Source organism: Bradyrhizobium sp. Ses1 (assembly GCF_059512365.1).
Window position 1 is genome coordinate 76,858 of sequence record NZ_JCAMOQ010000027.1, and the last position, 26,972, is coordinate 103,829.

General features: G+C 63.7%; 21 protein-coding genes. 11 read left to right on the forward strand and 10 right to left on the reverse strand.

All coding sequences use genetic code 11. The annotated features are described in order from the left end of the window. Nucleotides 1-2: 2 nt before the first annotated feature. On the reverse strand, nucleotides 3-1,889 hold the full coding sequence (locus AC5ZG5_RS27315) for an acyltransferase family protein (protein WP_456644253.1): 1,887 nt from the start codon (nucleotides 1,887-1,889) through the stop codon (nucleotides 3-5). Nucleotides 1,890-2,223: 334 nt separating this feature from the next. On the opposite strand from AC5ZG5_RS27315, the gene gyrB reads away from it, so the two are divergent. After that, nucleotides 2,224-4,659, forward strand: a complete 2,436-nt coding sequence (gene gyrB, locus AC5ZG5_RS27320) for a DNA topoisomerase (ATP-hydrolyzing) subunit B (RefSeq protein WP_456644252.1) — start codon at nucleotides 2,224-2,226, stop codon at nucleotides 4,657-4,659. Nucleotides 4,660-4,686: 27 nt separating this feature from the next. On the opposite strand, the gene AC5ZG5_RS27325 is transcribed toward gyrB, so the two are convergent. Continuing rightward, complete coding sequence (locus AC5ZG5_RS27325; protein WP_456644251.1) at nucleotides 4,687-5,616, reverse strand: LysR family transcriptional regulator; 930 nt, start codon at nucleotides 5,614-5,616, stop codon at nucleotides 4,687-4,689. Between the two features lie 151 nt (nucleotides 5,617-5,767). Between AC5ZG5_RS27325 and AC5ZG5_RS27330 the strand changes: the two genes are divergently transcribed. The 5 genes from AC5ZG5_RS27330 (at nucleotide 5,768) to AC5ZG5_RS27350 (ending at nucleotide 10,711) form a co-directional block, all read left to right on the forward strand. Further along, complete coding sequence (locus AC5ZG5_RS27330; protein WP_456644250.1) at nucleotides 5,768-6,904, forward strand: aldo/keto reductase; 1,137 nt, start codon at nucleotides 5,768-5,770, stop codon at nucleotides 6,902-6,904. 124 nt (nucleotides 6,905-7,028) lie between these two features. After that, nucleotides 7,029-8,324, forward strand: a complete 1,296-nt coding sequence (murA, locus tag AC5ZG5_RS27335; RefSeq protein ID WP_456644249.1) for a UDP-N-acetylglucosamine 1-carboxyvinyltransferase — start codon at nucleotides 7,029-7,031, stop codon at nucleotides 8,322-8,324. A 60-nt stretch (nucleotides 8,325-8,384) separates the two neighbouring features. Beyond that, nucleotides 8,385-8,672 (forward strand): hypothetical protein, encoded by a 288-nt coding sequence (locus AC5ZG5_RS27340; protein ID WP_456644248.1) that lies wholly within the window; start codon nucleotides 8,385-8,387, stop codon nucleotides 8,670-8,672. A 150-nt stretch (nucleotides 8,673-8,822) separates the two neighbouring features. After that, nucleotides 8,823-10,238 (forward strand): MATE family efflux transporter, encoded by a 1,416-nt coding sequence (locus AC5ZG5_RS27345; protein ID WP_456644247.1) that lies wholly within the window; start codon nucleotides 8,823-8,825, stop codon nucleotides 10,236-10,238. Beyond that, the gene (locus AC5ZG5_RS27350) at nucleotides 10,238-10,711 is read left to right on the forward strand and encodes a DUF2867 domain-containing protein (RefSeq protein WP_130229526.1); all 474 of its coding nucleotides are present in this window, start codon (nucleotides 10,238-10,240) and stop codon (nucleotides 10,709-10,711) included. Before AC5ZG5_RS27345 ends, AC5ZG5_RS27350 begins: the two co-directional genes overlap by 1 nt. A 251-nt stretch (nucleotides 10,712-10,962) precedes the next feature. Here AC5ZG5_RS27350 and AC5ZG5_RS27355 read toward each other — a convergent pair whose 3' ends face one another. The 3 genes from AC5ZG5_RS27355 to AC5ZG5_RS27365 all read right to left on the reverse strand — a co-directional run bounded on the left by AC5ZG5_RS27355 (nucleotide 10,963) and on the right by AC5ZG5_RS27365 (nucleotide 13,679). Next, nucleotides 10,963-11,367, reverse strand: coding sequence for a hypothetical protein (locus AC5ZG5_RS27355; RefSeq protein ID WP_456644246.1), 405 nt, complete (start codon nucleotides 11,365-11,367; stop codon nucleotides 10,963-10,965). A 260-nt stretch (nucleotides 11,368-11,627) separates the two neighbouring features. After that, nucleotides 11,628-12,146, reverse strand: coding sequence for an RlpA-like double-psi beta-barrel domain-containing protein (locus tag AC5ZG5_RS27360; RefSeq protein WP_456644245.1), 519 nt, complete (start codon nucleotides 12,144-12,146; stop codon nucleotides 11,628-11,630). Nucleotides 12,147-12,560: 414 nt separating this feature from the next. Beyond that, nucleotides 12,561-13,679: an FUSC family protein gene (locus AC5ZG5_RS27365; RefSeq protein ID WP_456644244.1), complete on the reverse strand. Its 1,119-nt coding sequence runs from the start codon at nucleotides 13,677-13,679 to the stop codon at nucleotides 12,561-12,563. A gap of 129 nt (nucleotides 13,680-13,808) precedes the next feature. On the opposite strand from AC5ZG5_RS27365, the gene AC5ZG5_RS27370 reads away from it, so the two are divergent. Then, nucleotides 13,809-15,179 carry an MmgE/PrpD family protein gene (locus AC5ZG5_RS27370; RefSeq protein WP_456644243.1) on the forward strand — a complete coding sequence of 457 codons (1,371 nt, stop codon included), beginning with the start codon at nucleotides 13,809-13,811 and terminating at the stop codon, nucleotides 15,177-15,179. Nucleotides 15,180-15,184: 5 nt separating this feature from the next. On the opposite strand, the gene AC5ZG5_RS27375 is transcribed toward AC5ZG5_RS27370, so the two are convergent. The 3 genes from AC5ZG5_RS27375 to AC5ZG5_RS27385 are packed head-to-tail and all read right to left on the reverse strand — an operon-like array spanning nucleotide 15,185 to nucleotide 18,045. Further along, nucleotides 15,185-15,751 carry a GNAT family N-acetyltransferase gene (locus tag AC5ZG5_RS27375; protein WP_130229482.1) on the reverse strand — a complete coding sequence of 189 codons (567 nt, stop codon included), beginning with the start codon at nucleotides 15,749-15,751 and terminating at the stop codon, nucleotides 15,185-15,187. A 43-nt stretch (nucleotides 15,752-15,794) separates the two neighbouring features. Then, nucleotides 15,795-16,679 carry a hypothetical protein gene (locus AC5ZG5_RS27380; RefSeq protein ID WP_456644242.1) on the reverse strand — a complete coding sequence of 295 codons (885 nt, stop codon included), beginning with the start codon at nucleotides 16,677-16,679 and terminating at the stop codon, nucleotides 15,795-15,797. A gap of 4 nt (nucleotides 16,680-16,683) precedes the next feature. Continuing rightward, nucleotides 16,684-18,045, reverse strand: a complete 1,362-nt coding sequence (locus tag AC5ZG5_RS27385) for an MBOAT family O-acyltransferase (RefSeq protein ID WP_456644241.1) — start codon at nucleotides 18,043-18,045, stop codon at nucleotides 16,684-16,686. A 171-nt stretch (nucleotides 18,046-18,216) separates the two neighbouring features. Here AC5ZG5_RS27385 and AC5ZG5_RS27390 point away from each other — a divergent pair, with 171 nt between their 5' ends. The 4 genes from AC5ZG5_RS27390 to AC5ZG5_RS27405 all read left to right on the forward strand — a co-directional run bounded on the left by AC5ZG5_RS27390 (nucleotide 18,217) and on the right by AC5ZG5_RS27405 (nucleotide 23,345). Next, nucleotides 18,217-19,134 carry a pirin family protein gene (locus AC5ZG5_RS27390; RefSeq protein WP_456644240.1) on the forward strand — a complete coding sequence of 306 codons (918 nt, stop codon included), beginning with the start codon at nucleotides 18,217-18,219 and terminating at the stop codon, nucleotides 19,132-19,134. Between the two features lie 65 nt (nucleotides 19,135-19,199). Next, nucleotides 19,200-20,114, forward strand: a complete 915-nt coding sequence (locus tag AC5ZG5_RS27395) for a phosphoribosylaminoimidazolesuccinocarboxamide synthase (protein ID WP_456644239.1) — start codon at nucleotides 19,200-19,202, stop codon at nucleotides 20,112-20,114. A gap of 205 nt (nucleotides 20,115-20,319) precedes the next feature. Next, the gene (locus AC5ZG5_RS27400) at nucleotides 20,320-22,527 is read left to right on the forward strand and encodes an SLC26A/SulP transporter family protein (RefSeq protein WP_456644312.1); all 2,208 of its coding nucleotides are present in this window, start codon (nucleotides 20,320-20,322) and stop codon (nucleotides 22,525-22,527) included. Nucleotides 22,528-22,790: 263 nt separating this feature from the next. Next, complete coding sequence (locus AC5ZG5_RS27405) at nucleotides 22,791-23,345, forward strand: hypothetical protein (RefSeq protein WP_456644238.1); 555 nt, start codon at nucleotides 22,791-22,793, stop codon at nucleotides 23,343-23,345. 90 nt (nucleotides 23,346-23,435) lie between these two features. Here the strand turns inward: AC5ZG5_RS27405 and ftsZ are convergent, their stop codons facing one another. Next, nucleotides 23,436-24,692 (reverse strand): cell division protein FtsZ, encoded by a 1,257-nt coding sequence (ftsZ, locus tag AC5ZG5_RS27410; RefSeq protein WP_456644237.1) that lies wholly within the window; start codon nucleotides 24,690-24,692, stop codon nucleotides 23,436-23,438. A 461-nt stretch (nucleotides 24,693-25,153) separates the two neighbouring features. Continuing rightward, nucleotides 25,154-26,647, reverse strand: coding sequence for an NAD-dependent succinate-semialdehyde dehydrogenase (locus AC5ZG5_RS27415; protein ID WP_028162549.1), 1,494 nt, complete (start codon nucleotides 26,645-26,647; stop codon nucleotides 25,154-25,156). Nucleotides 26,648-26,972 lie beyond the last annotated feature (325 nt).

Consider the following 26,972-nt stretch of genomic DNA (forward strand, 5'->3'; position numbering starts at 1 on the left):
CGCTACTTTCCCGGATCGCTTGCTTTGCGCCCGTCGAGCACACGGTCAATCACCGCGTCGACGAGATAGGCCGAACCCTTCTCGGTGAGGTGAATGCCGTCGCTTGCGGTGATATCGCCGGCACTGTCGCCGATCCGGGTCAGGCAGCCCTCGCCATTGCACAGCACATCCCAGGCGGAGACGAAGTCCGCACCGGCGGGCGCAAGCTTGTCACGCATCACCGCGTCGAACCATCCGCTGGTCACGCCGCCGCTCCAGCGCGCCGGGAGCAGGTCGTGATAAAGCAGGAAATAACGCAGCACTTCATTCGGCAGCCCGCGCCGCCAGGTCGGCACCGCACCGAGCACGACCACGCGCGCGCCGGTCTCACGCTTCAGCGCGGCGGCGGTCTCGGCGATCTTGTCCGGATAGCGATCCCAGGTGCCGTGCATCAGCACGATGTCGGGCCTGATATCGCGGATCAGTGAGAACACCTTGTCATTCATCGCGCGGCAGTTGGGCGTGCCGGGCACATCGACATTCAGGATGGGGACGCAGGATGCCGAGGTGAACTGCGCGATGCCGAAATTCTTCGTCTCCTGCACTTTCCGCAATCCGGGCAACAGCGCGCCCGCGGTCGAGTCGCCCCAGATCACGACCAGCGGACGGTGGCCCAGATCGACGCAATCATCTGCGAACGATGTGTCGCGGCCGAGATCGAGCAGGCATCGGTGGTACCGCCATTGCGCTGATTGTGTCGACACACCGGCCATGGCGCGGATTTCCGGCGGCAGGCGGAAATCATAGCCACGCCCCCAAACGACAGTGCCACCGAGCGCGGCGATGAGCACGATGCTGGCACCCAGCGCAACCAATTTGCGCGGCTGCGGCCGGCCGAAACGCAGCGGCTTCTCGATGAAGCGGTAGGTCGCGCAGGCAAGCAGCACGCTGAGCAGCAGGATCAGGCCGCGCTCGAGCAGCGTCAGCGGACTGAACTTGATCAGCGCAAAGAACACCAGCAGCGGCCAGTGCCAGAGATACAGCGGATAACTGATCAGCCCGATCCATACCATCGGCCGGCTGGCGAGCAGGCTGCGATTGAGCCAGGCAGCGGGAGCCGACAGCAGCAGCGCGGACCCAACTACCGGCAGCGCCGCGCGCCAACCCGGAAACTGGCTGTGACTGTCGTACAGGCCGACCGCGAGCGCGATCAGGGCGAACCCTGCGAACGCACGCCAATCACTCGCGACGGTCGGTTTGCCGGTCTGGCTCCAGCCCAGCGCCAGCAAGGCGCCGGCGAGCAATTCGAAGGCGCGCGTGAACGGCAGATAGAAGGTTGCGACCGGGTTTGCGCCGATCAGCACCAGATTGAGGGCGAAGGAGGCGGCGCCGAGGATTGCGGCGATCCAGAACAGTTTCAGCCGCAGCCGCGCCACCAGGATCAGCAATAGCGGCCAGAACAGGTAGAACTGCTCCTCGATGCCGAGCGACCACAGATGCAGCAGCGGCTTCTTGGCCGATTCGACGTCGAAATAGCCTGACTGCAGCAATAGCGCGATGTTGGCGAGAAACGCAGCGCTGGCAAAGACGTCGCTGCCCAGTTGCACATAGGCGGACGGCAGCATCAATAGCCAGCCCGCCACCAGCGCGACAGCGAGCACGACGATCAGCGCTGGAAAAATCCGCCGGATGCGCCTGGCATAGAAGCCGGCCAGACTGAAGCGCTGCTCGCCGAGCTCGCGCGCGATGATACCGGTGATCAGAAAGCCGGAAATCACGAAGAAGACATCGACGCCGACGAACCCGCCCGGCGCGGCTTCAGGAAAAGCGTGAAAGATCAGCACCAGCATCACGGCGATGGCGCGGAGGCCATCGATATCGGGCCGATAAAGCTGGGACGGCAGGGACAAGGGCAAATAATCCGGAAATCGCGGAACTAGGAGAAGGCATCGAAGTCAGCCTGCTTCGATGCCCTCTCTAGCAGGTCCGCGAAGCGCTGCCAGAGGGAGCTCGCCGAGCGATCCAAATCGGGATTCTCGAGCGCTCGCAATGGACCTCGAATCGCGCTTTTTCGCGGCCTTTGAAACAGCCTTAAACCGTCTTGAAAAAAGGCAGAAAAATACTATTTATTCAACAGCTTGCGGAGACAGACTTTGCGCTAGGCGCGATGCATCTTTCGTGGCACAAATAGTGTAATCAGCCCTCAGTTTTGCGCTGCTGATTCGGGACATCCTAAGGCCTCACATGACAGAACCAGCCCGGCAGACCCCTGCCGAAAGCGAGCATCCCATTCCCGTGGAATATGGTGCGGAATCGATCCGGGTCTTGAAGGGCCTGGATGCCGTGCGCAAGCGGCCGGGCATGTATATCGGTGACACCGATGACGGTTCCGGCCTGCATCACATGGTCTATGAAGTCGTCGATAACGCGATCGACGAAGCGCTCGCGGGCCATGCGACGCGCGTCGAAGTCGTGCTCAATCCCGACAATTCCGTCACCGTGCGCGACGACGGCCGCGGTATTCCCGTCGGCATCCACAAGGGCGAAGGCATCTCCGCGGCCGAGGTCATCATGACCCAGCTCCATGCCGGTGGTAAATTCGACCAGAACTCCTACAAGGTTTCGGGCGGCCTGCACGGCGTCGGCGTCTCCGTCGTCAACGCGCTGTCGAGTTCGTTGAAGCTCCGCGTCTGGCGCGACGACAAGGAACATTTTGTCGAATTCGCCCATGGCGATTCGCTCGCCCCGTTAAAGGTGGTCGGCGACGCCAATGGCAAGCGCGGCACCGAGGTCACCTTCCTCGCCTCCACCGAGACCTTCAAGAACATCGAATATGATTTCGCGACGCTGGAGCATCGCCTGCGCGAACTCGCCTTCCTCAATTCCGGCGTCAACATCGTGCTCTCGGACATGCGCCATGCGGTCGAGAAGCGCGAGGAACTGCACTATGTCGGCGGCGTCGAGGAATTCGTCAAATATCTCGACCGCAACAAGAAGGCGGTCGTCGCCAATCCGATCATGGTCCGTTCGGAGATGAACGGCATCGGGGTCGAAGCCGCGCTGTGGTGGAACGACAGCTACCACGAGAACGTGCTGTGCTTCACCAACAACATCCCGCAGCGTGACGGCGGCACCCATCTGGCCGGCTTCCGCGGCGCGCTGACGCGTCAGGTCAACGGCTATGCCGAGGCCAACGCGAAAAAGGAAAAGATCACGCTGACCGGCGACGACTGCCGCGAGGGCCTGACCGCCGTGCTCTCGGTGAAAGTGCCGGATCCGAAGTTCTCGTCGCAGACCAAGGACAAGCTGGTGTCCTCGGAAGTGCGTCCCGTTGTCGAGAACGTCATCAACGAGGCCCTTGCCGCCTGGTTCGAGGAGCATCCGAGCGAGGCGAAAGTCATCGTCGGCAAGGTGATCCAGGCCGCGGCCGCCCGCGAGGCCGCGCGCAAGGCGCGCGAACTGACCCGCAAGAATCCGCTCGCGGTCTCCTCGCTGCCGGGCAAACTGGCCGACTGCCAGGAGAAGGATCCCGCCAAGTCGGAGCTCTTCATCGTCGAGGGTGACTCGGCAGGCGGCAGCGCCAAGCAGGGCCGCAACCGCGAATTCCAGGCGGTGCTGCCGCTGCGCGGCAAGATCCTCAATGTCGAGCGCGTCCGCCCCGACAAGATGCTGTCCTCTGAGCAGATCGGTACGCTGATCACGGCGCTCGGCACCGGGATCAGCGACGACTTCTCGATCGACAAGCTGCGCTATCACAAGATCATCGTGATGACGGACGCCGACGTCGACGGCGCCCATATCCGCACGCTGCTCTTGACCTTCTTCTATCGCCAGATGCGCGAGATCATCGACGGCGGTTATCTCTATATTGCGCAGCCGCCGCTCTATAAGGTCACGCGCGGCAAGTCCGAGCAGTATCTGAAGGACGAGCGCGCGCTGGAAGATTATCTGATCGAGGCCGGGCTCGACGATTGCGTGTTCACGCTTGGCACCGGCGAGGAACGCTCGGGCCGCGATCTGCGCTCCCTGATCGACGACGCCCGCGTCATTCGCGCCGTGCTGCGCAACCTGCATAGCCGCTACAATCGGAAGGTCGTCGAGCAGGCTGCCATCGCAGGTCTGTTCGGCAAGGATATCTACAGCAATCCCGAAACCGCCGCTGCCGCGGCAGAATACATGGCGGGACGGCTGGACAATCAGGCCGAAGAAGTCGAACGCGGCTGGGCCGGACAATTCGTCGAAGGCCAGGGCTTCATGTTCGAACGCACCGTACGCGGCGTCAAGGATGTCGCCGTCATCGACGACGCCTTCCTCGGTTCGGCCGACGCCCGCAAGCTCCACGAATACCGGGAGCGGCTGCAGAGCGTCTATGCCCGCTCCGGCAAGCTGCGCCGCAAGGACAGCGAGCAACTCATCTACGGCCCCGTCGACCTGTTCGAAGCCGTAACCAACACGGCCCGCAAGGGCCTGACCCTGCAACGCTACAAAGGTCTCGGCGAGATGAACCCGGAGCAGCTCTGGGAGACCACGCTAGATACCGACGCGCGCTCGCTGTTGCAGGTGAAGGTCAAGGAGGTCGATGAGGCCGACGACATCTTCACCAAGCTGATGGGCGATGTGGTCGAGCCGCGCCGCGACTTCATCCAGGAAAACTCGCTCAGCGCAACCATCGACATCTGAGGCCGCGACGCTGCCAGCCCGAGCGCATCAGGCGTCGGTCGCGGCCAATGGCGGCAGGCTTTCGGTCTTGCGCGTGAGGTCGATGAGCTGGCGCAGACCGGGCGGCGGTTGGCGGCGGCTCGGATAGTAGATGGTGAAGGGCGGGCCTTCCGAGGCCCAATCCGGCAACAGGATTTCCAGCGCGCCGGATACGACCTCCGCTTCGATCCGCCGTTCCAGGCAATAGACGAAGCCCACGCCACGCAGCGCCATGTCGACCGCATGTTCCGTCTCGTTGGCGCATACCGGCCCGCGGACATCGAGCCGGATCATCGAATCGCCATTGCCCAATTCCCACGGGAAGTTGCGGTTATCGCCGACGCGCATCTCGACGCACGGAAGCTGCAGCAGATCGCCGGGAGTATCGGGACGGCCAGCACGCGCGATCAGTTCGGGTGAGCCGACCACGACCCACTTCAACGGTTTCGTCAGCGCTATCCCCACCATGTCCAGCGGCACGCGATCGCCGTAACGGATACCGGCGTCAAAGCCCTCGGCGATGATCTCGACCATGCGATCCTCGACGATTACGTCGACATACATGCCCGGAAATTCCTTGCAGTAACGCGGCAGCACGGGACCAAGCACAAGCCGCGCGGCATCACGGAGAACGTTGAGACGAAGCCGCCCCACCGGGACACGTCGATGGTTCTCCAGCCCGGTCAAGGCATCGCGGATGGTGCGAAATCCATTCTCCAGCTCAGCGGCAAGCGCGGCTCCTGCGTCAGTCGGCCTGACGGAACGGCTGGAGCGATGCAACAGCCTTACGCCCAGATCGGACTCCAGCTTGCGCAGCCGATGGCTCAAGGCGGACGTGCTCACGCCGAGTTCAATGCCCGCTTTGGCAAGGCTGCCGCGGCGCACGATTGTCAGGAACACGTTCAGGTCCGCCAGCATGTTTCGGTCGAACGTTTTCATGAACCGCTTCTCAAGACGTCGTTGAGCTGCACTCAACGAACCTACCCTGGTCGCCGCGGTTTTACGACCCATACTCAAGTTTCAAGGAAGAGGCGCCGCGCATGGAGCCGCGCTTCTCGGCGCCTTCCCCGCATGACGAAGGAGACACGCGATGACGAAACGAACTGGCAGCCGCAGGGATTTCCTCACCGTCGCCGCGGCGACGGTCGGCGCCCTTGCGGCACCGTCATTGGTGATAGCCGCCACCGACACTAAAGGAGACAATCGCATGGCACAGGCAAATCGGGCGACACAGCTTTTCAAGCCGGAGTTCCGCTTCGGGCTGGGCGGCGTTCCGCTTGGCAACGAGTTCAACAAGGTCACGGACGAGGATGCCGAGGCGACGCTGGAGGCTGCGTGGAGCGCAGGCGTGCGTTATTTCGACGTCGCGCCCTGGTACGGCTTCGGATTGTCCGAGCGCCGCTTCGGCCACTTCCTGCACAACAAGCCCCGCGGCGATTACGTCCTTTCGTCGAAGGTCGGCAAGCTGTTCAAGGCCTCGAAGAACAACCGGCATGCGGAAATCTTTCCACTCTCGGACTCGCCGAATGACGTCACCTACGACTACACCGCTGACGGTGTTCGCCGTTCAATCGAGGACAGCCTGCAGCGGCTCGGTGTCGACAGCCTTGATGTGGCGTTCGTCCACGACATCTCGCCTGATTTTCCATACTTCCCGACATCATGGCAGGAGCAGTTCGCGATCGCCGAACGCGGCGCGTTCCCGGCACTGTCGCGCATGCGCGAGGAAGGCATCATCAAGGCCTGGGGCATCGGCGTGAATTGTCCCGAGCCGATCCTGCGCGTCATGGACGTTGCCGATCCCGACGTCTGCCTGTGCGCCTCACAGTACTCGCTGGTCGATCATGCCAACGCCGTCAATCAGGTTTTCCCGGCGGTGCGGCAGAAGAACGTGTCGCTGGTGATCGGCTCGGCGCTGAATGCAGGCTTCATCTCCGGCAGTCCGCGCTACAATTACGGGCCGAACAATTACAAGATCTCCCCGGCCCATATCGAGAAACGCGACCAGCTGCGCGCAGCAGCCGCCCGCCACGGCGTCGATCTGCGGACCGCGGCGTTGCAGTTCTCATCAGCCCCTGACGTTGTCGTCGCCTTGGTCGTGGGCGCGAGCAGCCACCGGCAGATCCTCGAGGACTACAATTCGATGCAGGCCAAGATCCCCGCGGAATTCTGGCAGGAGTTGAAGGAAAGCGGGCTGATCGAGCAGGCCGCCACAGTCCCGGCCTGATGGCCGGGCAGTGGATGCTAAGGGCATGACTTGGACGAGCCTTGTGTGCTATGTCGCTCTGACTGCCCTTTGATTCCGTTACGGAATCTTCCACGAGCGAACCAACCAACCCGTCGAGGACAACGTGGCGCCCATCCAATATATCGTCGAGGGCGGCCACCGGCTCTCCGGCACGATCGAGCCGTCCGGCAACAAGAATTCGGCGCTGCCGATCATTGCGGCGGCGCTATTGACCGAGCATCCGGTCACGCTGACCAATGTGCCGCGGATCCGCGACACCGAGACGCTGGTTGAGCTTTGCCGCTCCGTCGGCGCCTCGGCCGAGTGGACCGAGCGAAACACGCTGCTGATCCACGCCAAGGAGATCCGCGCCGCCGATCTCGATCCAGAACTGTGTGCGCGGATCCGCGCCTCGATCCTGCTCGCAGGCCCCCTGCTCGCCCGCTGCGGCGAGGTCGCATTGCCTCCGCCCGGCGGCGACGTGATCGGCCGCCGCCGCCTCGACACGCATTTCCTCGCTTTCGAGCAGTTAGGTGCCAGCGTCACCGCGACCCATCGGCTCGAGTTCCGCGCCTCCCGCCTGAAGGGCGCCGACGTGTTCCTCGACGAGCCCAGCGTCACCGCGACCGAGAACGCGCTGGTTGCGGCCGTGGCCGCACGCGGCACCACCTACCTGCGCAACGCCGCGTCCGAGCCGCATGTGCAGGATCTCGCGCATTTCCTGGTCGCGCTCGGCGCCAAGATCGAGGGCATCGGCACCAATACCATCATCGTGCACGGCCCGGCCACGCTCGGCGGCACGCACTACGCGATCCAGCCCGATCACATCGAGGTCGGCTCGCTGATCGGGCTTGCCGCGGTGACGCGCTCGCCGCTGCGCATCGCGCGTGCCGGCGTCGAGCATCTGCGCTCGATACGGATGGGTTTTGAGCGGCTCGGCATCGTCTGCGGCGTCGAGGGCGACGACCTCGTGGTGCCCTCGGGCCAGACCATGAAGATCCATGATGATTTCGGCGGCCATGTGCCGAAGTTGGAGGACCAGCCCTGGCCGGCCTTCCCCGCCGATTTGATGTCGATCGCGATCGTCACCGCGACCCAATGCGATGGCGTCATCCTGATGTTCGAAAAAATGTTCGAATCGCGGATGTTCTTCGTCGACAAGCTCATCGCAATGGGCGGGCGCATCGTGTTGTGCGACCCGCATCGCGCCATCGTCGCCGGTCCGAGCCGCCTGCGCGGCGCGCCGATGACCTCCCCCGACATCCGCGCCGGCATGGCGATGCTGCTTGCGGCCGTCTGCGCCGAGGGCACCTCCACCATCAACAATGCCGACCAGATCGAGCGCGGCTACGAGCGGATCGAAGAGCGGCTGAACGCGCTCGGCGCCAAGATCACCCGCGTGCCCGAACGCGTGCGGTAAATTGGAACTATCGGCCGACCTGTCCGTTGCACTGCCAATCCCCGATAGGCAGGTGCGACCATGCGCGTTCGTCTGCCCAGCTTTCTCCAGATCACCGGCGGCGATGCCGCCAATCTCACCATTGCCGCCGCAGCGGTCCTGGCGCTGACGATTGCGCTCTGGCTCGCGCATAGCAATGAGAGCCCGAGCGGCGTCGCGGGCATCCCGGTCGTGATCCCGCACCATTCGGCGGCGCTCCTGACCAGCGAGCGCGCCCATGTCAGCGATCCCCGCGTTGGACAGATCGCCGACGGCGTCATCGAGGCCCAGCAGCGCGAAATCAACGCGATCAGGCAGGGCCAGCCGTAAACCGGGCCGTAGCCCGGGTGAAGCGAAGCCAACCCGGGACAGCCGCATCGGCATTCGCGAGCGGCCGGGGGTTACGCCTGCGCTCCACCCGGGCCACCGCAGTGGCTGTTCCGCCACCTTTTAGGCGCGCGGCAGTGCTAATCTCACGCCATGACCTCAACCGAGAACATCGAACGCGCTTCGATGGCGCCGCGCGTGGCCGCGCGTGCGCCTCGTCACCATTTGCGCGACGAGCTCACTGAGACCCTGCGCCTGGCAGTACCGATGGCGCTGACGCAGCTCGGCCAGATCGCGATGATGACGACCGACCTCGCCTTCATCGGCCGGTTCGGCGACGAGGCTGTCGCCGCCGCAGCCTTGGCAGGCACGGTCTACTTTGTCAGCTTCACCTTCGGCATGGGCCTGATGTCCGCCGTCGCCCCGCTGGCGGCGCAAGCCTTTGGCGCGCGCAATCCGCGCATGGTGCGGCGCTCGCTCCGCGTCGGGCTGTGGGCTGCGCTGTTCATCACGCTGCCGCTGATGGTGCTGCCGTTCCGCGGCGAGCAGATCCTGCTCGCGCTCGGCCAGTCCGCCACGGCCGCGCAGCTCGCGCAGCAATATCTGTTCGGCCTCGCCTGGGGCATCCTGCCGGCGCTGTGGTTCATTGCGATCCGCGGCTTCATGAGCGCGGTCAACCGGCCCGAGCCGATCCTGTGGATCACGCTCGCGGCGATCCCGGCCAATGCGCTGCTGGTCTATCTCCTGCTCTATGGTGCTTCCTATGGCGCTTGGCGATTGCCGTCGCTCGGGCTGTTCGGGGTCGGCATTGCCACCTCGATCGTCAATCTCGGGACCTTCCTCGCCGGCCTGTGGTTCGCCTACCGCCGCCGGCCGTTCCGGAAATACCAGGTGCTCGGCCGCGTCTGGCGCATCGATTGGCCACTGATGCGGCAGCTCGTCATTGTCGGCGCGCCGATCTCGGTCTCGTTCCTGCTGGAATTTGGCCTGTTCGGCGCAGCGGGGCTGTTGATGGGCCTGATCTCGACGGCCGCGCTGGCCGCGCATCAGATCGCGCTGCAGATTGCAGCCATCCTGTTCATGGTGCCGTTCGGCATCGGCATGGCGGCGACCGTCCGCGTCGGCCATGCTGTCGGGCGCACCGATGCGCAAGCGGTCAGGCGCGCGGGACTCGTCGCAACCGGGCTCGGCATCGCCTTCATGTCGACGATGACGCTCTTTGTCATTCTCGGACGATCCGCGATCGCCGAAATCTTCCTCGGCGAAGCAGCCGAAGCGACCGTGCAATTGACGGCCTCGCTGCTCCTGGTCGGCTCGACCTTCTTCATCGCCGATGGCGTGCAGACGGTGGCCGCCGGCGCGCTACGCGGCATGAACGATACGCGCCTGCCGCTGCTGTTCGCCACGATCAGCTACTGGCTGATCGGGTTCACCTCCGCATGCCTGCTCGGCTTCGCGACCACGCTCGGCGCGGTCGGCATCTGGATCGGGCTATCGGCCGGGACTGCGGCCTACGCCCTTCTGCTGATGTTGCGTTTCCGCCTGCTGACCAGCAGACTGGCCGTGTGATGAAAGCGCGCGAAGTCACGCCCGATATCGATCCCGGCCCGTTGCTCGCGGGCGCGGAGTTCATCGACGCCTTTCGCATCGCCGTCGACGGCACCGCGCTCGATGCGCGCAAGGCGGCCGAGAAGATGTTTGCGCGCCGGCAGCGCTGGATCGAAGCGCTGTTGCGATTGCGCAATCTGATTGTCGCGCCGCTTGGCCTGAAGACGTCGGGCGAAGGCGATAGGGCATCGCTTGGCATGGTCGGCATGTTTCCGGTTCTCAGCGAGACGCCGGAACGGCTGGTGGCGGGCTTCAACGACAGCCATCTCGATTTTCGTGTCGTGGTCGATGTCACCGCCCATGCCGGCAGCCAGGAGGTCACCACCACCACGCTGGTGCGGACGCATAATCGGCTCGGCCGGACCTACCTCGCGATCATCCTGCCCTTTCACCGTCTGGTCGTGGCCGCGATGCTGCGGCAGGTCGCGCTTTAGAGCCAGCCTAACCGCATCGCGCGCTCGGCCGTGAACTAAACCTAGAGCGTGATGAGATAAGGTCGAATTGTGTTCCCATGGGCGCTGCCTCTTCTCACCTCTCCCATAGGGAGAGGTCGGCGCGTAGCGCCGGGTGAGGGGATCTGCTCTATCGAGGGACCGTAACCCCTCACCCGCGCCTCCGGCGCGACCTCTCCCTTCGGGAGAGGTGAACTTGCGGCCAAGCCGATTCAACCAAATGACATCGCGCTCTAGTCGCGATGGAAGAAGAAAACTTTGGTCGTGAGACAAAGCATCAAGATGACGGTGCACTCGAGAAACAGCAACGTCGCAACGAAAAGCACGGGCTCTTCGGAGGCAACAATCGTCCTGGTAAAACCGAGCTTTTTCCATCCGATTGTCAATTGTCCGAACAGGTAGGAATGCAAAGGTCCCGCAATCGCGGCGACCGCAAGCCCTGCCGTCGCGAGCAACTTCTTCCACATCGGCCAATCGGCAAATCGCCTGAGCTGCTCAGTCCTGAATGTCTGCCGTTCGGCATCGCTCATAAGCAAGAAGCGGCGGTTAAGGATGCCGAAGTAGACGAGCCATCTTTTCCATCTCGGTAATGCCGCAAAGCGCTGAGCTTTGCTTTCTTCGGATTCGGTATCATTCATCGCATGGCCGCATGATAGTGGAGATGAAGCCTGTGTCTCCGGACGATACCTCCTAAGATTTAAGAGCGGTTGAGCGCGAGGCGGTAAAGTGCAGCTTTCGAGAGTAAACGATAGCTTAAGGTGTAACTTCCGCCTTGGTCACGAGCGCTGCGGACGGCGGCGACTTCGCCGACGTCGCGCTGCAGGGCAGCATAAATAGGCGCGATCGCCGGCGTGCAAATTGCGCCCGCCGGCGTCTTGTCGCCAGAGGTGCAATCGCTTCAAGAATCAGCGGCGAGGAGGCCATCGCGGACCGGTCCGGGGGTCCAATCGTCCCCTGAGAGCGGCCTGACCGTTACGTCATTGATGACTCCGAGCTGCAGGCTTGGATCGAAATGGCGCATCGTCCGCTCATTCAGGTCAATGATGCGGCCAGGCGTCAGTGGCCCCACGTCATTTATCTTGACGATGACCTTCTTGCCTACAGCCTCAACGAGGGCATACTTCGGCTTCGCGCCATACTGCACCCCACCGAATTTCTGACGCAAACTTGTCTTGATGGCAGCCGCCCAGCCAGAGGGATCATAGCGCTCGCCGGAGGCTGTATTCGGGCCGCCCTCCCGCCATCCGGGCCGGAACGGATTGTACATGGATGCTGCGCCAACGATCGCATCCCCAGAAGCGACATCGACGACAGCGCTTGAATAAACCGCGCGGGTTTCACTGCGAGCAATGGTAACAGAAATGGCAAGTGCAACTAGGGCGCCGCAAATTGCGGCGCTCGAGCGGAAGAGCATCATAACTCCTTGATTGATTTTCTTCGATCGTTCGGTTCCCGATGCCGCAACGCATGGCCAAGCGAACGCGGAGGCGTTTACGAACTTGTGCCAATTTTTTGCGGATTCGCGCCAACCCGGGCGATGGAACCGCTATGGGAACCGGGGCGGTTCTCACACAGTGTTTTAGTTCTCATCGACTAAGACAGAGATTGCGTCAGCAGCATGACAGCGCGTGCGCAGGAGCAAGCGTTCTGCCGAGGGCGCAAGGAACAAGCCACAAGCCCATTGGATCGCGCGGCAAATGCGGCCAAGGAGGGCCGGTGTTTCCTGCGAGACGATTCAGTGGAGAACGGGCAACCCTATCAAGCCATCATCGCAGCAGCCAAGGGCAGGGGCCGCGATCTCATTGTTATGTCATCCTACAGAGCGCACGCCCTATTCTTCGGCCGCCTCTTTCGCCGCTGCCGACGTCTCCGACCACTCGCCAACGACGCGATCGAGATCGAGCAGGTTCTGCCGCATCTGCTCCAGCGAGAAGCCGAGTGCGAAGAAACGCTCCGCCATGTCGCCGGGAAGACCGCGGATCAGGCCCTCGCTGCGAACAGCGGCGACTTCGTTCGCATAGCGCTGCAGGGCGGCATGAACAGGCGCGATCGGCGGTGCGCCCGCGCCCATGCGCAGCGCTGCGGCGGCAGAACGCAAATAGAGCGTGATCGCCTTGCTGACGTCGGACAAGGGCGCCGCAAGTCGCGCCTGCACATTCGCCGGCAGCGGCACCACAGTGGCGCGGCCGATCATCACGACATCATGGCGCAGTCGCAAGATGGTCCGCAGCAGCGGCCCGGTGTCCGGACCGGACGATAGATGCGCGGAGCGCTCGCGCTCCGCCTCCGCGCCGGTTGCGTCCAGGCCGACCAGCGCGGTGCCGATGCCGTCCTGGATGCGGTGGAGAGCGTCATTGTCACGCCCGCGCGTCAGGCCGGCGAGCAGCTCAGTGAAGGCGGCCGCGATCAGTTCCAGCAGGCGCGCGGCGTTGACGCGGATCTGGCTCACCGCGCGCGACGGCAACACCAGAAACGACACCAGAAGCCCGGTGACCGCGCCGACCGCGACCTCGCTGACGCGGTCGATTGCGGATACCAGCGGATCGGCGTGATGCATGGTCGGGACCAGCAGCACGATCACGGCCGTCACGGTGGCCGCACTGAGGCTGGGGTTGATGGCCGCGACAAAGGCCAGTGGCGCAACCGCCAGCACCAGCAAGCCGAGCAGGCCGCTCTCTCCGGAATACGGAATCAGCACCGCGATGGCGCCGCCATAGATCGCGCCGCCGATGGTGCCGAGCATGTAGTCGCGGGTTGCCTTCAGCGATCGGCCGACGCTCATCTGGGTCACGATCAGCGACGTCAGCACCGCCCAGAGCGGCAGCAGGAGGTGCAGCGCGACGGCCACCGCATAGGCGATCGCGGCCGCCACCGTGACCCTGACTGCCAGCGCCAATTGGCCCTTTCGGCTGCGAATCCAGCCGAGCACACGTTTCGCGGCGGCTGTCATGCGACCAAATCTCTGCTGCTCACGACGATCCTATGGCTGACGTTCGGCATGGCTGATGCCCGCGGCGTGAAGGCGGCTTGAAACGTGAAACCGGCCCGCCTACCCTGCGCGACAGAACGAGGAAACACGATGGCCAACGAAACCGCAACGCTCGCCGCCTATGTCGCTAACCTGAAATTCGCGGATATTCCACCGGAAGTATTGCAGCGCGCCAAGGTGCTGACGCTGGACTTCCTGGGCAGCACGATCCGGGCGCGGCGCGAAGCCGAATCCACACCCTCGCTGCTCAAGATGCTGGAAGCGCTGGCGCTTGATGGCAAGGGCGAAGCCACCGTGTTCGGCGACGGCAAGACCTGGACGCCGGCGGTCGCGGCGCTGCTCAACGGCGCGCTCGGCCATTCCCTCGACTTCGATGACACGCATGCCGATTCCTCGCTGCATCCGAGCGCGCCCGTGGTGCCTGCTGCGTTTGCCGTCGGCGAGATGGTCGGCGCGTCCGGCCGCGACGTGCTGACCGCTGTTGTCGCGGGCTATGAGGTCTGCTGCCGGCTCGGCAATGCGCTCGATCCGACCTCGCATTATGCGCGCGGCTTCCATCCGACCGCGACCGCCGGCACCTATGGCGCGGCCGCGGCGGCCGCGAAACTGTTCGGACTATCGAAGGAGCAGATCATCGCGGCCTTCGGCGTCTCCGGCAGCCAGGCCGCGGGCTCGCTGCAGTTCCTCATCAACGGCGCCTGGAACAAGCGCTACCAGGTCGGCGCCGCCGCGATGAACGGCGTCATCGCCGCAACGCTGGCGCGCAACGATTTCGTCGGCTCGGTCGAATCGGTGGAAGGCAAGCATGGCCTGCTCGTCGGCTACAGCGACGACGCGCACCCGGACAAGGCGATTGCGGGGCTCGGTAGCATCTTTGAGACCATGAAGATCGGCGTCAAACCCTATCCGAGCTGCCGCTACACCCATGCCGCGATCGATGCGCTGATCGCGATGCGGCGCGAGCACAATCTGACGCCGGACCAGGTGAAGCGGGTCGAGATCGGCCTGCACCGCAACGGCATCACCCTGACCGGCGACGCCGCCACCAAGCGGCATCCGACCTCGATCGTTGGCGGCCAGTTCTCGATGTTCTTCACCGGTGCTGTTGCACTCGACCAGGGCCGCTTCGGCTGGGACGACTACAGTCGACTTGGCGATGCCGCGATCGATGCGCTCGCCGACAAGTTCGATGTGGTGCAGGACGACCGGCTGGAGATCGGCCGCACCCATCCGTTCGGCGCGCGCGTCAGCATCACCACCGACGACGGCGTGCATGAGCGGCTCTATGCCGATCCCTCCGGCGAGCCGACCTCGTTCCCCGATGCGCAGGCGATGCAGCAGAAATTCCTCACCCTGGCCCGCCCGGTCCTGAACGGCCGTGCCGACCAATTCGCCGATGCGATCCTGTCGCTGGAACGCTTCGACCGCGTGGAACAGGCGACGCAATTGGGCCGGCAGTAGGCCTCTCAAACCGTCCATCGATCGCGATCGGTCACCCAGATATCGACGGTATCGCCATTGAGCTCGGCCTGGCCGTCGATCTTCGCACCAAGCCGGCGTGCCACGCTCTGCGAGGCGGCGTTGACCGGATCGATGCAATGAATGATGCGATCGACTGCAAGATTGGCGAACACCCAGTCGATGGCCGCGCGCGCTGCCTCGACCGCATAGCCTTTGCCGCGATGGTCCTTGGCGATACCCCAGCCGACCTCAAACCCCGGCCATCCCGCCGGGTACCAGGGGCCCACACGGCCCACGTAGCGGCCGGATGATCTTTCTTCGACGGCAAACATGCCGAAACCATACAGCGCCCAGTGCCCGGCGATGACGGCCGCATTGCGCCAGCCAGTCGTTTCGTTTGTCACCGCCTTGTGGTCGGGCGTGATGAATCGCGCCGTCTCGGGATCGGCGAGCATGGCGGTATTCGGCGCGATGTCGGAAGCCTTCCACGAGCGCAGGATCAACCGCGGCGTCTCGATTGTGGGACCGTGAAATTGCGCCGGCGCTGAGCCGGACTTGAGCCAAGCGACCATTGCTCCTGCACCCTACTGACCAGAATGAGAAGATCCGCGGATATCACTTCAATCTAGCGGAAAAGCGTTCATCCAGGTAGCGGCTCACCAGCACCGCCGACCGTGCGTCCAGGTGCACGCCGTCGTCCCATCGCAGTTCGCTGCGGTCGACGTCGATCGGCAGCCAGCGGCTCTGATCGGGAAATGCGCGATGGACGATCTCGCGCGTGGTCCTGACATAGAGCGATGTCTCGATCGGCGCGGCGTAGGGCATTTCCATCAGCAGCACGCGGGCGCCGCGCTGTTCCAGCACCTCGATGAGCCGGCCGATCGTTTCGATATTGACCTTGGCGGGGGCGCTCGGGTCTTCGGACTCCATCTCGCCGATCGCCCGCTGCAGATAGACGTGGTTGTCGAAATTGCCGGGCGGCTGCGCGAGCAGGCTTTTCAGCCGGGCCGCGATCTGGGCGTGGGTGACCGGGGCATGCACCCGGTTCTCATAGGCGGCAACGGCGGTCCGGATCGGGCGCAAGAACAACGCCTCGTGCCCTTCCTTGGTGGAGAAGCGCTTCACCAGATCCGCATCCGGTGCGCGGGACAAGATATTGGTCTCGACGACGATCAGCTTGGGAAGCTGCCGCTGGCTCGCGAGGATCTCGAGCGCAGTGACGGGCGAGCCGCCCGCGAACGCCAGATTCCCCACGCGCGGCGTTTCGAAATATTCCTCCCTGAGCCGGAAGGTCAGCGAGCTGCCGACCAGCACGACATCCGGAACAGGATTGTCGACATAGCGGTTCACGATGACGAGCGCGCCATCGCGCGCGGTCGTCGCCGGCAGTTGCAGCGTGTGTCCAAACCGCGCGGTCGCGATACCGCAGGCGAGCAGCAGGAGCGCTGCCGCAACGGCGCTCTTGATCAACCAGGCGGTGGGTTTGGGCTGCTGCTCCATGCGATCAGAACTGGAAATAGATGAAGGCACTGTCCGGCCCCGCCTCCAGATAGGCAAGCGCGACCAGCGCACCATAGGCATATGGCTCCCACCGCGTCAGCGCGGTCTCGAACAGCGATGTGATGCGCATATGCTGCAGCAGGACCGGAAGCGCGTAGAGCAGCGCAAGATTGTAGAACAATTTGGGCGGATTCGGGTTGGTGGTCGGCGTGAACATGCCGGTGAGATAGGCGAGCGCATGATCGAAATTCGGCAGCTTGAAGAAGATCCAGGCCATGGTGACGCAGAAGAACACCACCCCCATCCGCAACAGGCGCAGCGGCACGGAATCGATCGCCTGCAGCAGGCGCAGGAACGGCCGCTCGATCACCAGGAACAGCCCGTGCAGCACTCCCCACGCCAGATAGCTGAAGCCTGCGCCGTGCCAGAGGCCGCCCAGCCCCATCACGATCATTAGGTTGAGATAGGTTCTGACACGCCCATGGCGGTTTCCCCCTAAGGGGATGTAGAGATAGGTGCGCAGCCAGGTTGACAGCGAGATGTGCCATCGGGTCCAGAATTCCGAGAACGACAGCGACGTATAGGGCAGGTCGAAATTGATCGGCAGGCGGTAGCCGAACAGAAGCGCGAGACCGATCGCGATCGCAGAATAACCGAAGAAGTCGGCATAGATCTGATAGCCGTAGAGGAAAACGAGCAGCCAGCGGTCCTGGGTTTGCAGCGTCTCGTAGAGCGGGAAGTCCATATAGGCCGTCATCTCGTTGAGATTGTTGGCCACGTAGAGCTTGAAGAAGAAGCCCGCGATGATCCATTTCGTGGCTTCGACGAACGGCACGTCGGCAAGCTGCTTCGGCACGATCTGCGGCATGAAATTGCCGGCGCGCGTGATCGGCCCGGAGACGAGCTGCGGAAAGAAGATGATGTAGAGGAAGACGTCGGTGAGAGGCGGCCGCAAGGCCTTGCTGCGCGTGAGGTCAACCAACAGGCTGATATTGTGGAAGACGAAAAAGGAAATGCCGATCGGTAGCGGCAGCCTCAAGAGGAAGTCGATCGCCGCATTGTCGACCAGCACCGGCGCCTTCGGATCGAGAAACAGGAATTTGTATTTGAAGAAGGCGAGCAGCGCGAGGTTGAAGACGATGCCGGCCGGCAGCCAGCGCCGATCGTGCAGCGACAGCACCAGGAACAGATAGGTCCCGCCGACCGCGACCGCGAGCAGCGGCAGCAGCTCGGGCTGGCCGTATCCATAGAAGAACAGGCTCGCAACCACCAGGAGCAGGACCTGGAACCGCCGGAGCGGCGGGAGGTAGTAGGCCACAAATACGATCGCGGCAAACAAGCCGAATTGCCACGACGTGAAAGTCATGTTCCGGGGGCCTCGCAGGAACCTTGAAGCCCATGGCATGCCCCATTGGCGATTCCGGAGTCAAGCCACGATGATGCCAAAAGCCGGCACCCGGCGTGCACGTCCGGGATGATGGCGTGCAGGCGGCGGATTCCTGCTATCATTGAAGCCACGAAATAAGGAGTCCCCCTCATGAGCTGGCTTCCCTCCAACGATCCGATCCTCGGCGATCCCAAGACCTGCGACGCGCTGGAGCTCGTCATCGTGCCGCGCACCCGCGATCTCGGCGACGGCTTTGCCGTGCGGCGCGCGCTGCCGCATGGCAAGCGGCAGATGGTCGGGCCCTTCATCTTCTTCGACCATTTCGGGCCGATGCAGTTTCTCGCCGGCAAGGGCATGGATGTGCGGCCGCATCCGCATATCGGGCTTGCCACCGTCACCTATCTCTTCGACGGCAGCATCATGCACCGCGACAGCGAGGGCAACATCCAGGAGATCCAGCCCGGCGCGATGAACCTGATGACCGCAGGCCGCGGCATCGCCCATTCCGAACGCACGCCTGACGTCCAGCGCCGCGACGGCCAGAAGATGCTGGGCCTGCAGAGCTGGATCGCGCTGCCTCAGGCCAAGGAAGAGATCGCGCCCTCGTTCCAGCATTATGCCGCCGGCGACCTGCCCATGATCAGCGAACGCGGCTTCACCGCGCGCGTCATCGCGGGCTCGTCGTTCGGCATCTCTTCGCCGGTCGAGATGGTCTCGCCCTGGTTCTACACCGAGGTCGCCGCAGAAGCCGGCACCAGCGTGCCACTCGATCCCGATCATGAGGAACGCGGGATCTATCTCGTCGAGGGCGAGGTCGAGATCGCGAACGAGCGTTATGAGGGACCGCGCCTCCTGATCTTCCGGCCCGGCGACCGCATCACCGTGAAAGCGCTGCAGCCGACGCGGATGATGTTCCTGGGCGGCGACGCGCTCGAAGGCCCACGCCACATCTGGTGGAATTTCGTCTCGTCCAGCAAGGAGCGGATCGAGCAGGCCAAACAGGACTGGAAAACCGGACGTTTCGAGCCGGTCCCGCAGGAACATGAGTTCATTCCGCTGCCGGAGTGAGCTATCTCCCCATCGCTCTATGCCGCCCGCAATCTCGCGGGCGGCCGCTTTGAAGGTCTGACCAGATGAATGCGATGCGCGCCAGCGACCTGCCCTTGCCGCAAATCGGCCGCGGCAAAGTCCGCGATATCTATGCCGTGGGCGAGGACCGCGTGCTGCTGTTGACCACCGATCGCATCTCGGCGTTCGACGTGGTGATGGCCGAGACCATCCCGATGAAGGGCGCGGTGCTGACCCAGATCAGCGCCTGGTGGTTTCGCCAGCTCGAGAGCACCGTGCCGCATCACATGATCAGCGCCGATGCCGATGAAATCATCCGCGAGGTGCCCGCGCTGAAAGGCCATCGCGCCGATATCGTCGGGCGCGCGATGCTGTGCCGGCGCACCACCGTCTTCCCGATCGAATGCGTGATCCGCGGCTACATCTCCGGCTCGGCCTGGAAGGAATATGCCGCGCACGGCACGCTTGCCGGCGAAAAGCTGCCGGCGGGCCTCGTCGAGAGCGCCAAGCTGGAGCCTGCGATCTTCAGCCCGGCGACCAAGGCCGAGACAGGGCATGACGAGAATATCACGGTCGCCCGCGTGCGCGAGATCGTCGGCTTTGATGTTGCCGACACGCTGGAGCGGATGGCGCGCACGGTCTACGCCTACGGCGAAAAGGTCAGCCGCGAGCGCGGCATCATCATCGCCGACACCAAGTTCGAATTCGGTCGCGATAAGGATGGACGGATCATCCTGATCGACGAGGTGATGACGCCGGACTCCTCGCGCTTCTGGGCGGTCGATGTCTACAAGCCGGGCCAGCCGCAGCCGAGCTTCGACAAGCAGCCCTTGCGCGACTATCTCGACACTGAGCGCCACGCCGGCCGCTGGAACGGCGACGCCCCGGCGCCGCCATTGCCAGCCAGCGTGGTGGACGCGACCAGCAAGCGCTACCTGGAGGCTTATCGGCGGGTAACGGGCAGCGAGCTCAAAATCTAACTTCTCGTCGTCCCGGCCTTGAGCCGGGACCCATTCCGCGACATCCATCCATAGCGCGATCTGCTCGACACTCTCGCCAGACAACGACTCCCCTGTGGTTATGGGTTCCCGCTTTCGCGGGAACCACGAATGCACGCGTTGACACAAGAATCTTGTTGTCGCGGCCGGCCGCGCTCGTTTACCAGTGGCGCGGGTGTTGAGGGCAATGCAAGGCGTGGTGCATCGAAACGTCAAACCGGGTCCGCGGATTGGTCGCGCGTTCAGTGACATCCTCGGCGGCAGCGCCGCCAGCGTGCTCTCGATCACCTTCGGCCTGTCCTATGCGCTCCTGATCTTCGCAGGCCCACTGTCGCCCTATCTCGCTTACGGCGTCGCCGCCACCTTCATCTCATCGGCGGTGCTGGCGCTGGTGATCGCGCTCGGCAGCTCGGTGCCATTTGCGGTCGCGGGTCCCGAGAGTTCCACCGCGGCGATGACCGCGATCCTCGCCTCCGCGCTGGTCGAGCGCGTGGCGGCCGTCAATCCGGCGGCGCCTATGCTGGCGCCGGTCCTGATCACGCTCGGGCTTGCCACCATCGTCACCGGCATCGTGCTGTGCGGCTTCGGCGTGACGCGGATGGGCCGCGCCATCCGCTATGTGCCCTATCCCGTCGTCGGCGGCTTTCTCGGCGCCACCGGCTGCCTGCTCGTGCTCGGCGCCATCAGGGTCATCACGGGCATGGAGCTGAAGTTTGCGACGCTGCCTCAGTTCGCAAACGTCGTCACCATCGCCGAGCTGTCGGCCGCCTGCGCCATGGCGCTGATCCTGTACCTGACCTGGCATCGCTCGCGCAGCCCGTTCGGGCTGCCGGTGATCCTGGTCGGCGGCGTGCTCATCGGCCATCTCGCATTCTGGATCGTCGGCCTCACGCCCGCCGAGGCGCAGGCCGCGGGCTGGACCTTTCAGCCGCCGCCTCCGACCAGATTCATGCTGCCGTGGAGCGCGGAGAATTTCGCTGACTATCCCTGGTATGCCGTGCCGGACCTGCTCGGCAATCTCGTCGCCGTCGTGTTCGTGACGGCAACCAGCACCCTCTTCAACACCACCGGCATCGAGGTCGCCGCGCATCGCGAGGCCAACCTGGAACGGGAACTCAATATCACCGGCCTTGCCAACATCCTGACCGGCGCCCTGGCCGGTTACGCCGGCTGCACCTCCACCACCCGCTCGCTGCTCAGTCTGAACAGCGGCGGCACTGGCCGCCTTTGCGGCGTGACAGTCGCGGCTTTCTCGCTACTGATGCTCGCGGTCGCGCCCGAGCTGCTGGGCTACATGCCGAAATTCGTGCTCGGCGGCCTGTTGATCTATCTCGGCGCCGATCAGCTCCACAAATGGATCGTCGAGTCGCGACGGCGGTTGTCGAAAACCGAATATGTGTCGCTGCTCGCGATCATCCTGATCATCCTGCAATGGGGCTTCGTCGCGGGCGTCTTGATCGGCGTCGTGATCGGCTGCGCCACCTTTGCCTTCAGCGCCGCGCGGATCGAATCGATCAAATATGGTTTCGACGGCACCGAGTATCGCAGCTCGCTGGACCGCTCGCGCGATGATCTCGACCTGCTGGCGGACCATGGCAGCGCGATCCAGGGCCTGAACCTGCAGAGCTATCTGTTCTTCGGCTCGGCCAACCGGCTCTACCAGCACGTCAAGGCCCTGCTCGCGCGCCATCCGGAATGCCGTTATCTGGTGTTCGACTTCAAGCTCGTCACCGGCATCGATTCATCGGCAGCCTACAGCTTTGCACAGATCAAGCGCTGCGCCGACGAGCGCGGCGTCAAGCTGCTGCTGGTGCATCTGGCGCCAGCGGCCGAAAAGACGTTGCGCGCGAGCGGCTTCATTTCCGGCGAGGTCAGGATCGAGCCCGAGCTCGATCATGCGCTGGAATGGTGCGAGAACGAGATCATCGCCGAGCACCGCGGGCTGGAGCAGGAGGAAGCGAGCCTGCGCGACTGGTTCACCGAAATTCTCGGCTCCGAGCAGGAGGCGAGCGCGCTGATGCATTATTGCGAGCGCGTCGAGGTCGATGCCGGAGAGACCATCGTCCGCGCCGGCGACCTCGCCGAATCCATGCATTTCATTCTGGACGGGCGCGTCGGTGTGATGGTCGCGGCCGATGATGGCCGCCCGACCCGCGTGCGCAGTCTCGGCCGCTACACCACGGTCGGCGAGATGGGCCTGGTCTCGCAAACGCGGCGCAGCGCCACCATCCAGGCCGAGGTCGCGAGCGTGCTCTACGTCCTGAACACGCATCAGTTCGAAGCGCTCAGGGACGACGACCCCGCGCTCAGCCACAAGCTCCTGACCTATTTCGTCTCGATCATGGCCGAGCGCCTGAGCTTCGCCAACCGCACCATCGCGGTGCTGCGGCGATAGCAACGGTCGTAGCCCGGATGGAGCCAACGGGTCGCGCGAATGCGCGCCCGATGACAGGCTCCGCGCAATCCGGGGTTCTCGCGCTTGGCTCCGGTGGAAATTAATCACTTGTTAACCATACGGTCGCCTAATGCGAATGATTTGGGGGTATTTAGATCCACCGCCCCGGCGACGCGAGCGAAGTCGATGCCTTTGTCGGCCGATCTTACGTTCCTTTGCCAGGCTGACGGTTCGCGTTACGGCTGTCCTACGCGGAGCAAAAAATGTCCGGAGAGAACGATCTAGTGGACACTCTCAGCCGCGATCTCGATCGCGCGCGCGGAAAGCGCGACGCACTTGCATCCGATGTCACGACACTGACGGCTCAGATCGCCGAGATCGAGGCCCGCCTTTCTGAGGAAAGAGTTCGGCGCGAACGCAATCACGTTTTGGGCGAAATCGAAGCGATAAAAAAGCGAATCGCGCAAACTGGCAAAGCGTTTACACCTGTCATCAGCGAGCTCTGCGAGGCGACCGAGATGGCGGCCGCAGTCGTGCCCGAAGCTCGCGAGCTCAATAATTTTCTATCATCCGTCGCGACAGAAGTCGAAGCCGTCATCGACCCCTTGTTGCGCGAACTGGACCGACGCGCGGATGCGGTGCGAGTTGGCCACGCTGCGCTGGATCTCCCGCGCCTGGCCAATGAGGCGCCGACCGAGCTGCCAAAAGATAACAACGATCGCCTGCTTGGCTTACTCCGTCTTCCAGCATGGCTGTCGCGCAGCAAGGAGGTTGGAAATAAAGAAGCAGCAGAGAACCCGGGCAGCACAGCCGCGTAAAACAGCGGCGCGCTGCGCACCTCGAGGAAGGCCCTCGATGCTCGTGTGACGGACTTTTGCAATCCGTCTACTTCCGGCAGTTGGACGTGCTCAGGTGGCCTTCCGGCGCAGGAAGGCCGGGATATCGAGAAGGTTTTCCTCGATCAAATTCCGCCCAGGAGCGGAGCGGCCGTACGGATCGCGGCCTTGCGCGGCCACATGGCGCGCATGCTCCGAAATCGGCGCTGCCGGTTCAGGGTGGCGGGTCGTCGGGCGGAGCGGCGAACGCTCTGATTGAGGCACCGGTGCGTGACGCTCGATCCCATTGGCAATGCCACGGTTGTCGTTCTGCAGCCTGCCCGCAAGTTCGGTAACTGCGCTTTCCACCCGTTGCGCCCGCTGCGCCGGGCCAAGATTATCGATGCCGGTCGCCACCACGGAGACGCGGACGATGCCTTCCAGGCTTTCGTCGAAAGTGGCGCCGATGATGATGTTGGCGTCCGGGTCGGCCTGTTCGCGAATGCGCGTAGCGGCTTCGTCGACCTCGAACAACGTCAGATCCCTGCCGCCGGAGATGGAGACGATGAGGCCGCTGGCGCGCTTGATCGAGGGGTCCTCGATCAATGGATTGGAGATCGCGGCCACGGCGGCGTTGAGCACGCGCTTCTCGCCGGAAGCCTCGCCCCTGCCCATCATGGCTTTGCCCTTCTCGCGCATGACCGAGAGAACGTCGGCAAAATCGAGATTGATCAGACCTTCCTTGACGATCAGATCGCTGATGCAGGCCACGCCCGAATAAAGCACTTGATCGGCGAGGACGAAGGCATCGGCGAATGTGGTTCTCTCGCTGGCGACCCGGAACAGGTTCTGGTTCGGGATGATCAGCAGCGTGTCGACAGCCTTCAGCAGTTCGGCAATGCCTGCTTCGGCAACGCGCATGCGGCGCTGACCCTCGAAGTGGAATGGCTTGGTGACGACACCAATGGTGAGAATGCCAAGCTCGCGCGCGGTCCTGGCTATAACGGGCGCCGCCCCAGTGCCCGTACCGCCGCCCATGCCGGCCGTGACAAACACCATGTGCGCGCCGGCCAAATGATCGCGGATTGCATCGGTCGCCTCTTCGGCCGCAGCGCACCCCACTTCAGGCTGCGCGCCGGCGCCAAGACCCCCGGTCACCTGGGTGCCCATCTGAACGATGCGCGTGGCCTTCGACATGCTGAGTGCCTGCGCGTCGGTATTGGCAACGATGAAGTCGACGCCTCTCAGCCCACTCGCGATCATGTTGTTGACGGCATTGCCGCCGGCGCCGCCGACCCCAAACACGACAACGCGCGCCTTCATTTCCCTGATATCGATGGTCTGGGTCATTTGTGCCTCACGTTGCTCCGCAAGTCGGGAATGAGGGGGTACGGATCAGCTATCTACAAGCCTTACGGTCTGTTTCCACTTTGGTCCTCGATCTTCGCCGCTAATCGGGGCGATGTTGCCTGACGTCGCTTGGCAAGCGAACGAGCAGCCTCTGGCGGGACTGTCAGGCGGGCACCTGGAGCGGCATATGTCAGCGCCTCGACGGACATCGGCTGTTCTCCTAGAACGAACCGGGCGGCAATCGGCTGATGATGACCGGGCGATGACCGCAGGCTAGGCTGCGTTGGTTAACAGAGTGTTACCGGGCGTGTATGATCTCACGCAGCAAAAAGCCGCCCGGAAAGAGCGACCTCAGCGTCGTAGGGTGGGCAAAGCGCAGCGTGCCCACCATTCTGGCTCGACTGCGGATGGTGGGCACGCTGCGCTTTGCCCACCCTACGCGACTTCGCTCCGACGACGGACTACACGCCCGCCATCATCACGTATTTGATCTCGACATATTCTTCCATGCCGTGATGCGAGCCTTCGCGCCCCAGGCCGCTCTCCTTGACGCCGCCGAACGGCGCGACTTCGGTCGTGATCAGGCCGGTGTTGACGCCGACCATGCCTGATTCCAGCGCCTCCGCGACGCGCCAGACGCGGCCGAGGTCGCGTGAGTAGAAGTACGAGGCGAGGCCGAACGGCGACTTGTTGCACATCGCGATCACGTCGGCTTCATCCTTGAAGCGGATCACTGGCGCGAGCGGGCCGAATGTCTCTTCCTGCGATACCAGCGCGTCCGACTTGACGTCGGAGAGCACCGTCGGCTCGAAGAAGGTGCGGCCGAGCGAAGAGCGCTTGCCGCCGGTGACGACCTTGGCGCCGCCCTTCACCGCATCGGCGATGTGCCGCTCGACCTTCTCGATCGCTTCCATGTTGATCAGCGGCCCCTGCACCACGCCCTGCTCGGTGCCGTCGCCGATCTTCATGGCGGCAACCTTCTTCGAGAGCTTCTGCACGAACTCGTCGTAGATCTTGTCCTGGGCATAAAGGCGGTTAGCGCAGACGCAGGTCTGGCCCATGTTGCGGTATTTCGAGACGATCGCGCCCTCGACCGCGGCATCGATATCGGCGTCATCGAACACCACGAAGGGCGCGTTGCCGCCGAGCTCCAGCCCGAGCTTCTTCACGCCGACCGACGCCTGCCGGTACAGGATCTTGCCGACCTCGGTCGAGCCGGTGAAGCCGACGAAGCGCACGGCAGGATGCTCGCACAGGACCTTGCCGATCGGCGGCGCATCGCCGGTGATGATGTTGAACACGCCCTTCGGCACGCCGGCCTTCTCGGCCAGCGCCGCCAGCGCCAGCGCCGACAGCGGCGTCTCGTTGGCAGGCTTCAGCACCACGGTGCAGCCGGCGGCAAGCGCCGGCGAAACCTTGCGGGTGATCATCGAGTTCGGGAAGTTCCACGGCGTGATCGCGCCGCAGACGCCGATCGGCTGCTTGATCGCGAGCAGCCGCGCATCCGGCCGCTGGGTTGGGATGGTCTCGCCATAGACACGGCGGGCCTCCTCGGCGAAGAACTCGACATAGGCGCCGCCGATATCGACCTCGCCGAGCGCCTCGGCCAGCGGCTTGCCCTGTTCCGAGGTCAGGATCAGCGCCAGGTCCTCGCGGTTGGCGATGATCAGTTCGAACCATTTGCGCAGGATGTTGGAACGCTGCTTGGCCGTCAGCTTGGCCCAGGCCGGGAAAGCACGTTCGGCGGCTTCGACCGCCTTGGTGGCGTCATCGGCGCTGAGTTGCGGGATCTGCACCAGTTCGGCGCCGGTGGCGGGATTGTTCACGGAGAAGACGGGCGTTCCGACCCAGGCGCCATCGATGAAGCAGCGGTCGCGCAGCAGCGAGGGATCTTTCAGGCGATCGCGAAGCGAGGTTCCTGATTGCGAAGCGCGTGCGGCAACGGGCGGATTCATGGCGTCACTCCTGGCATTTTCTGGGCGTTGTCGCCCAAAGATAAGTCGAAACCGGTCGCAATGCATCGTCCGCTGAGGGCGGATGCGTCAAGCAATTTTGCGGGTGTGCGGGAGCCGCTGGAGCGTTTTCGAGCGAAGCATAGCCTCGGACTTGATCCGAGGGTGGACACCGGTTCGCTGCGTAGACTTATCCGCGCAAAAAACGCACCAAAACTAGCAAGCTTCGGTTCTGATTCAATCAGAACCGAAGCTCTAGGTCGCGTGGACAGTTATCTTAGCCAGAGCAGAGTTGCGGCGATAGCGACGACAGCGAAGTAATTTCGTG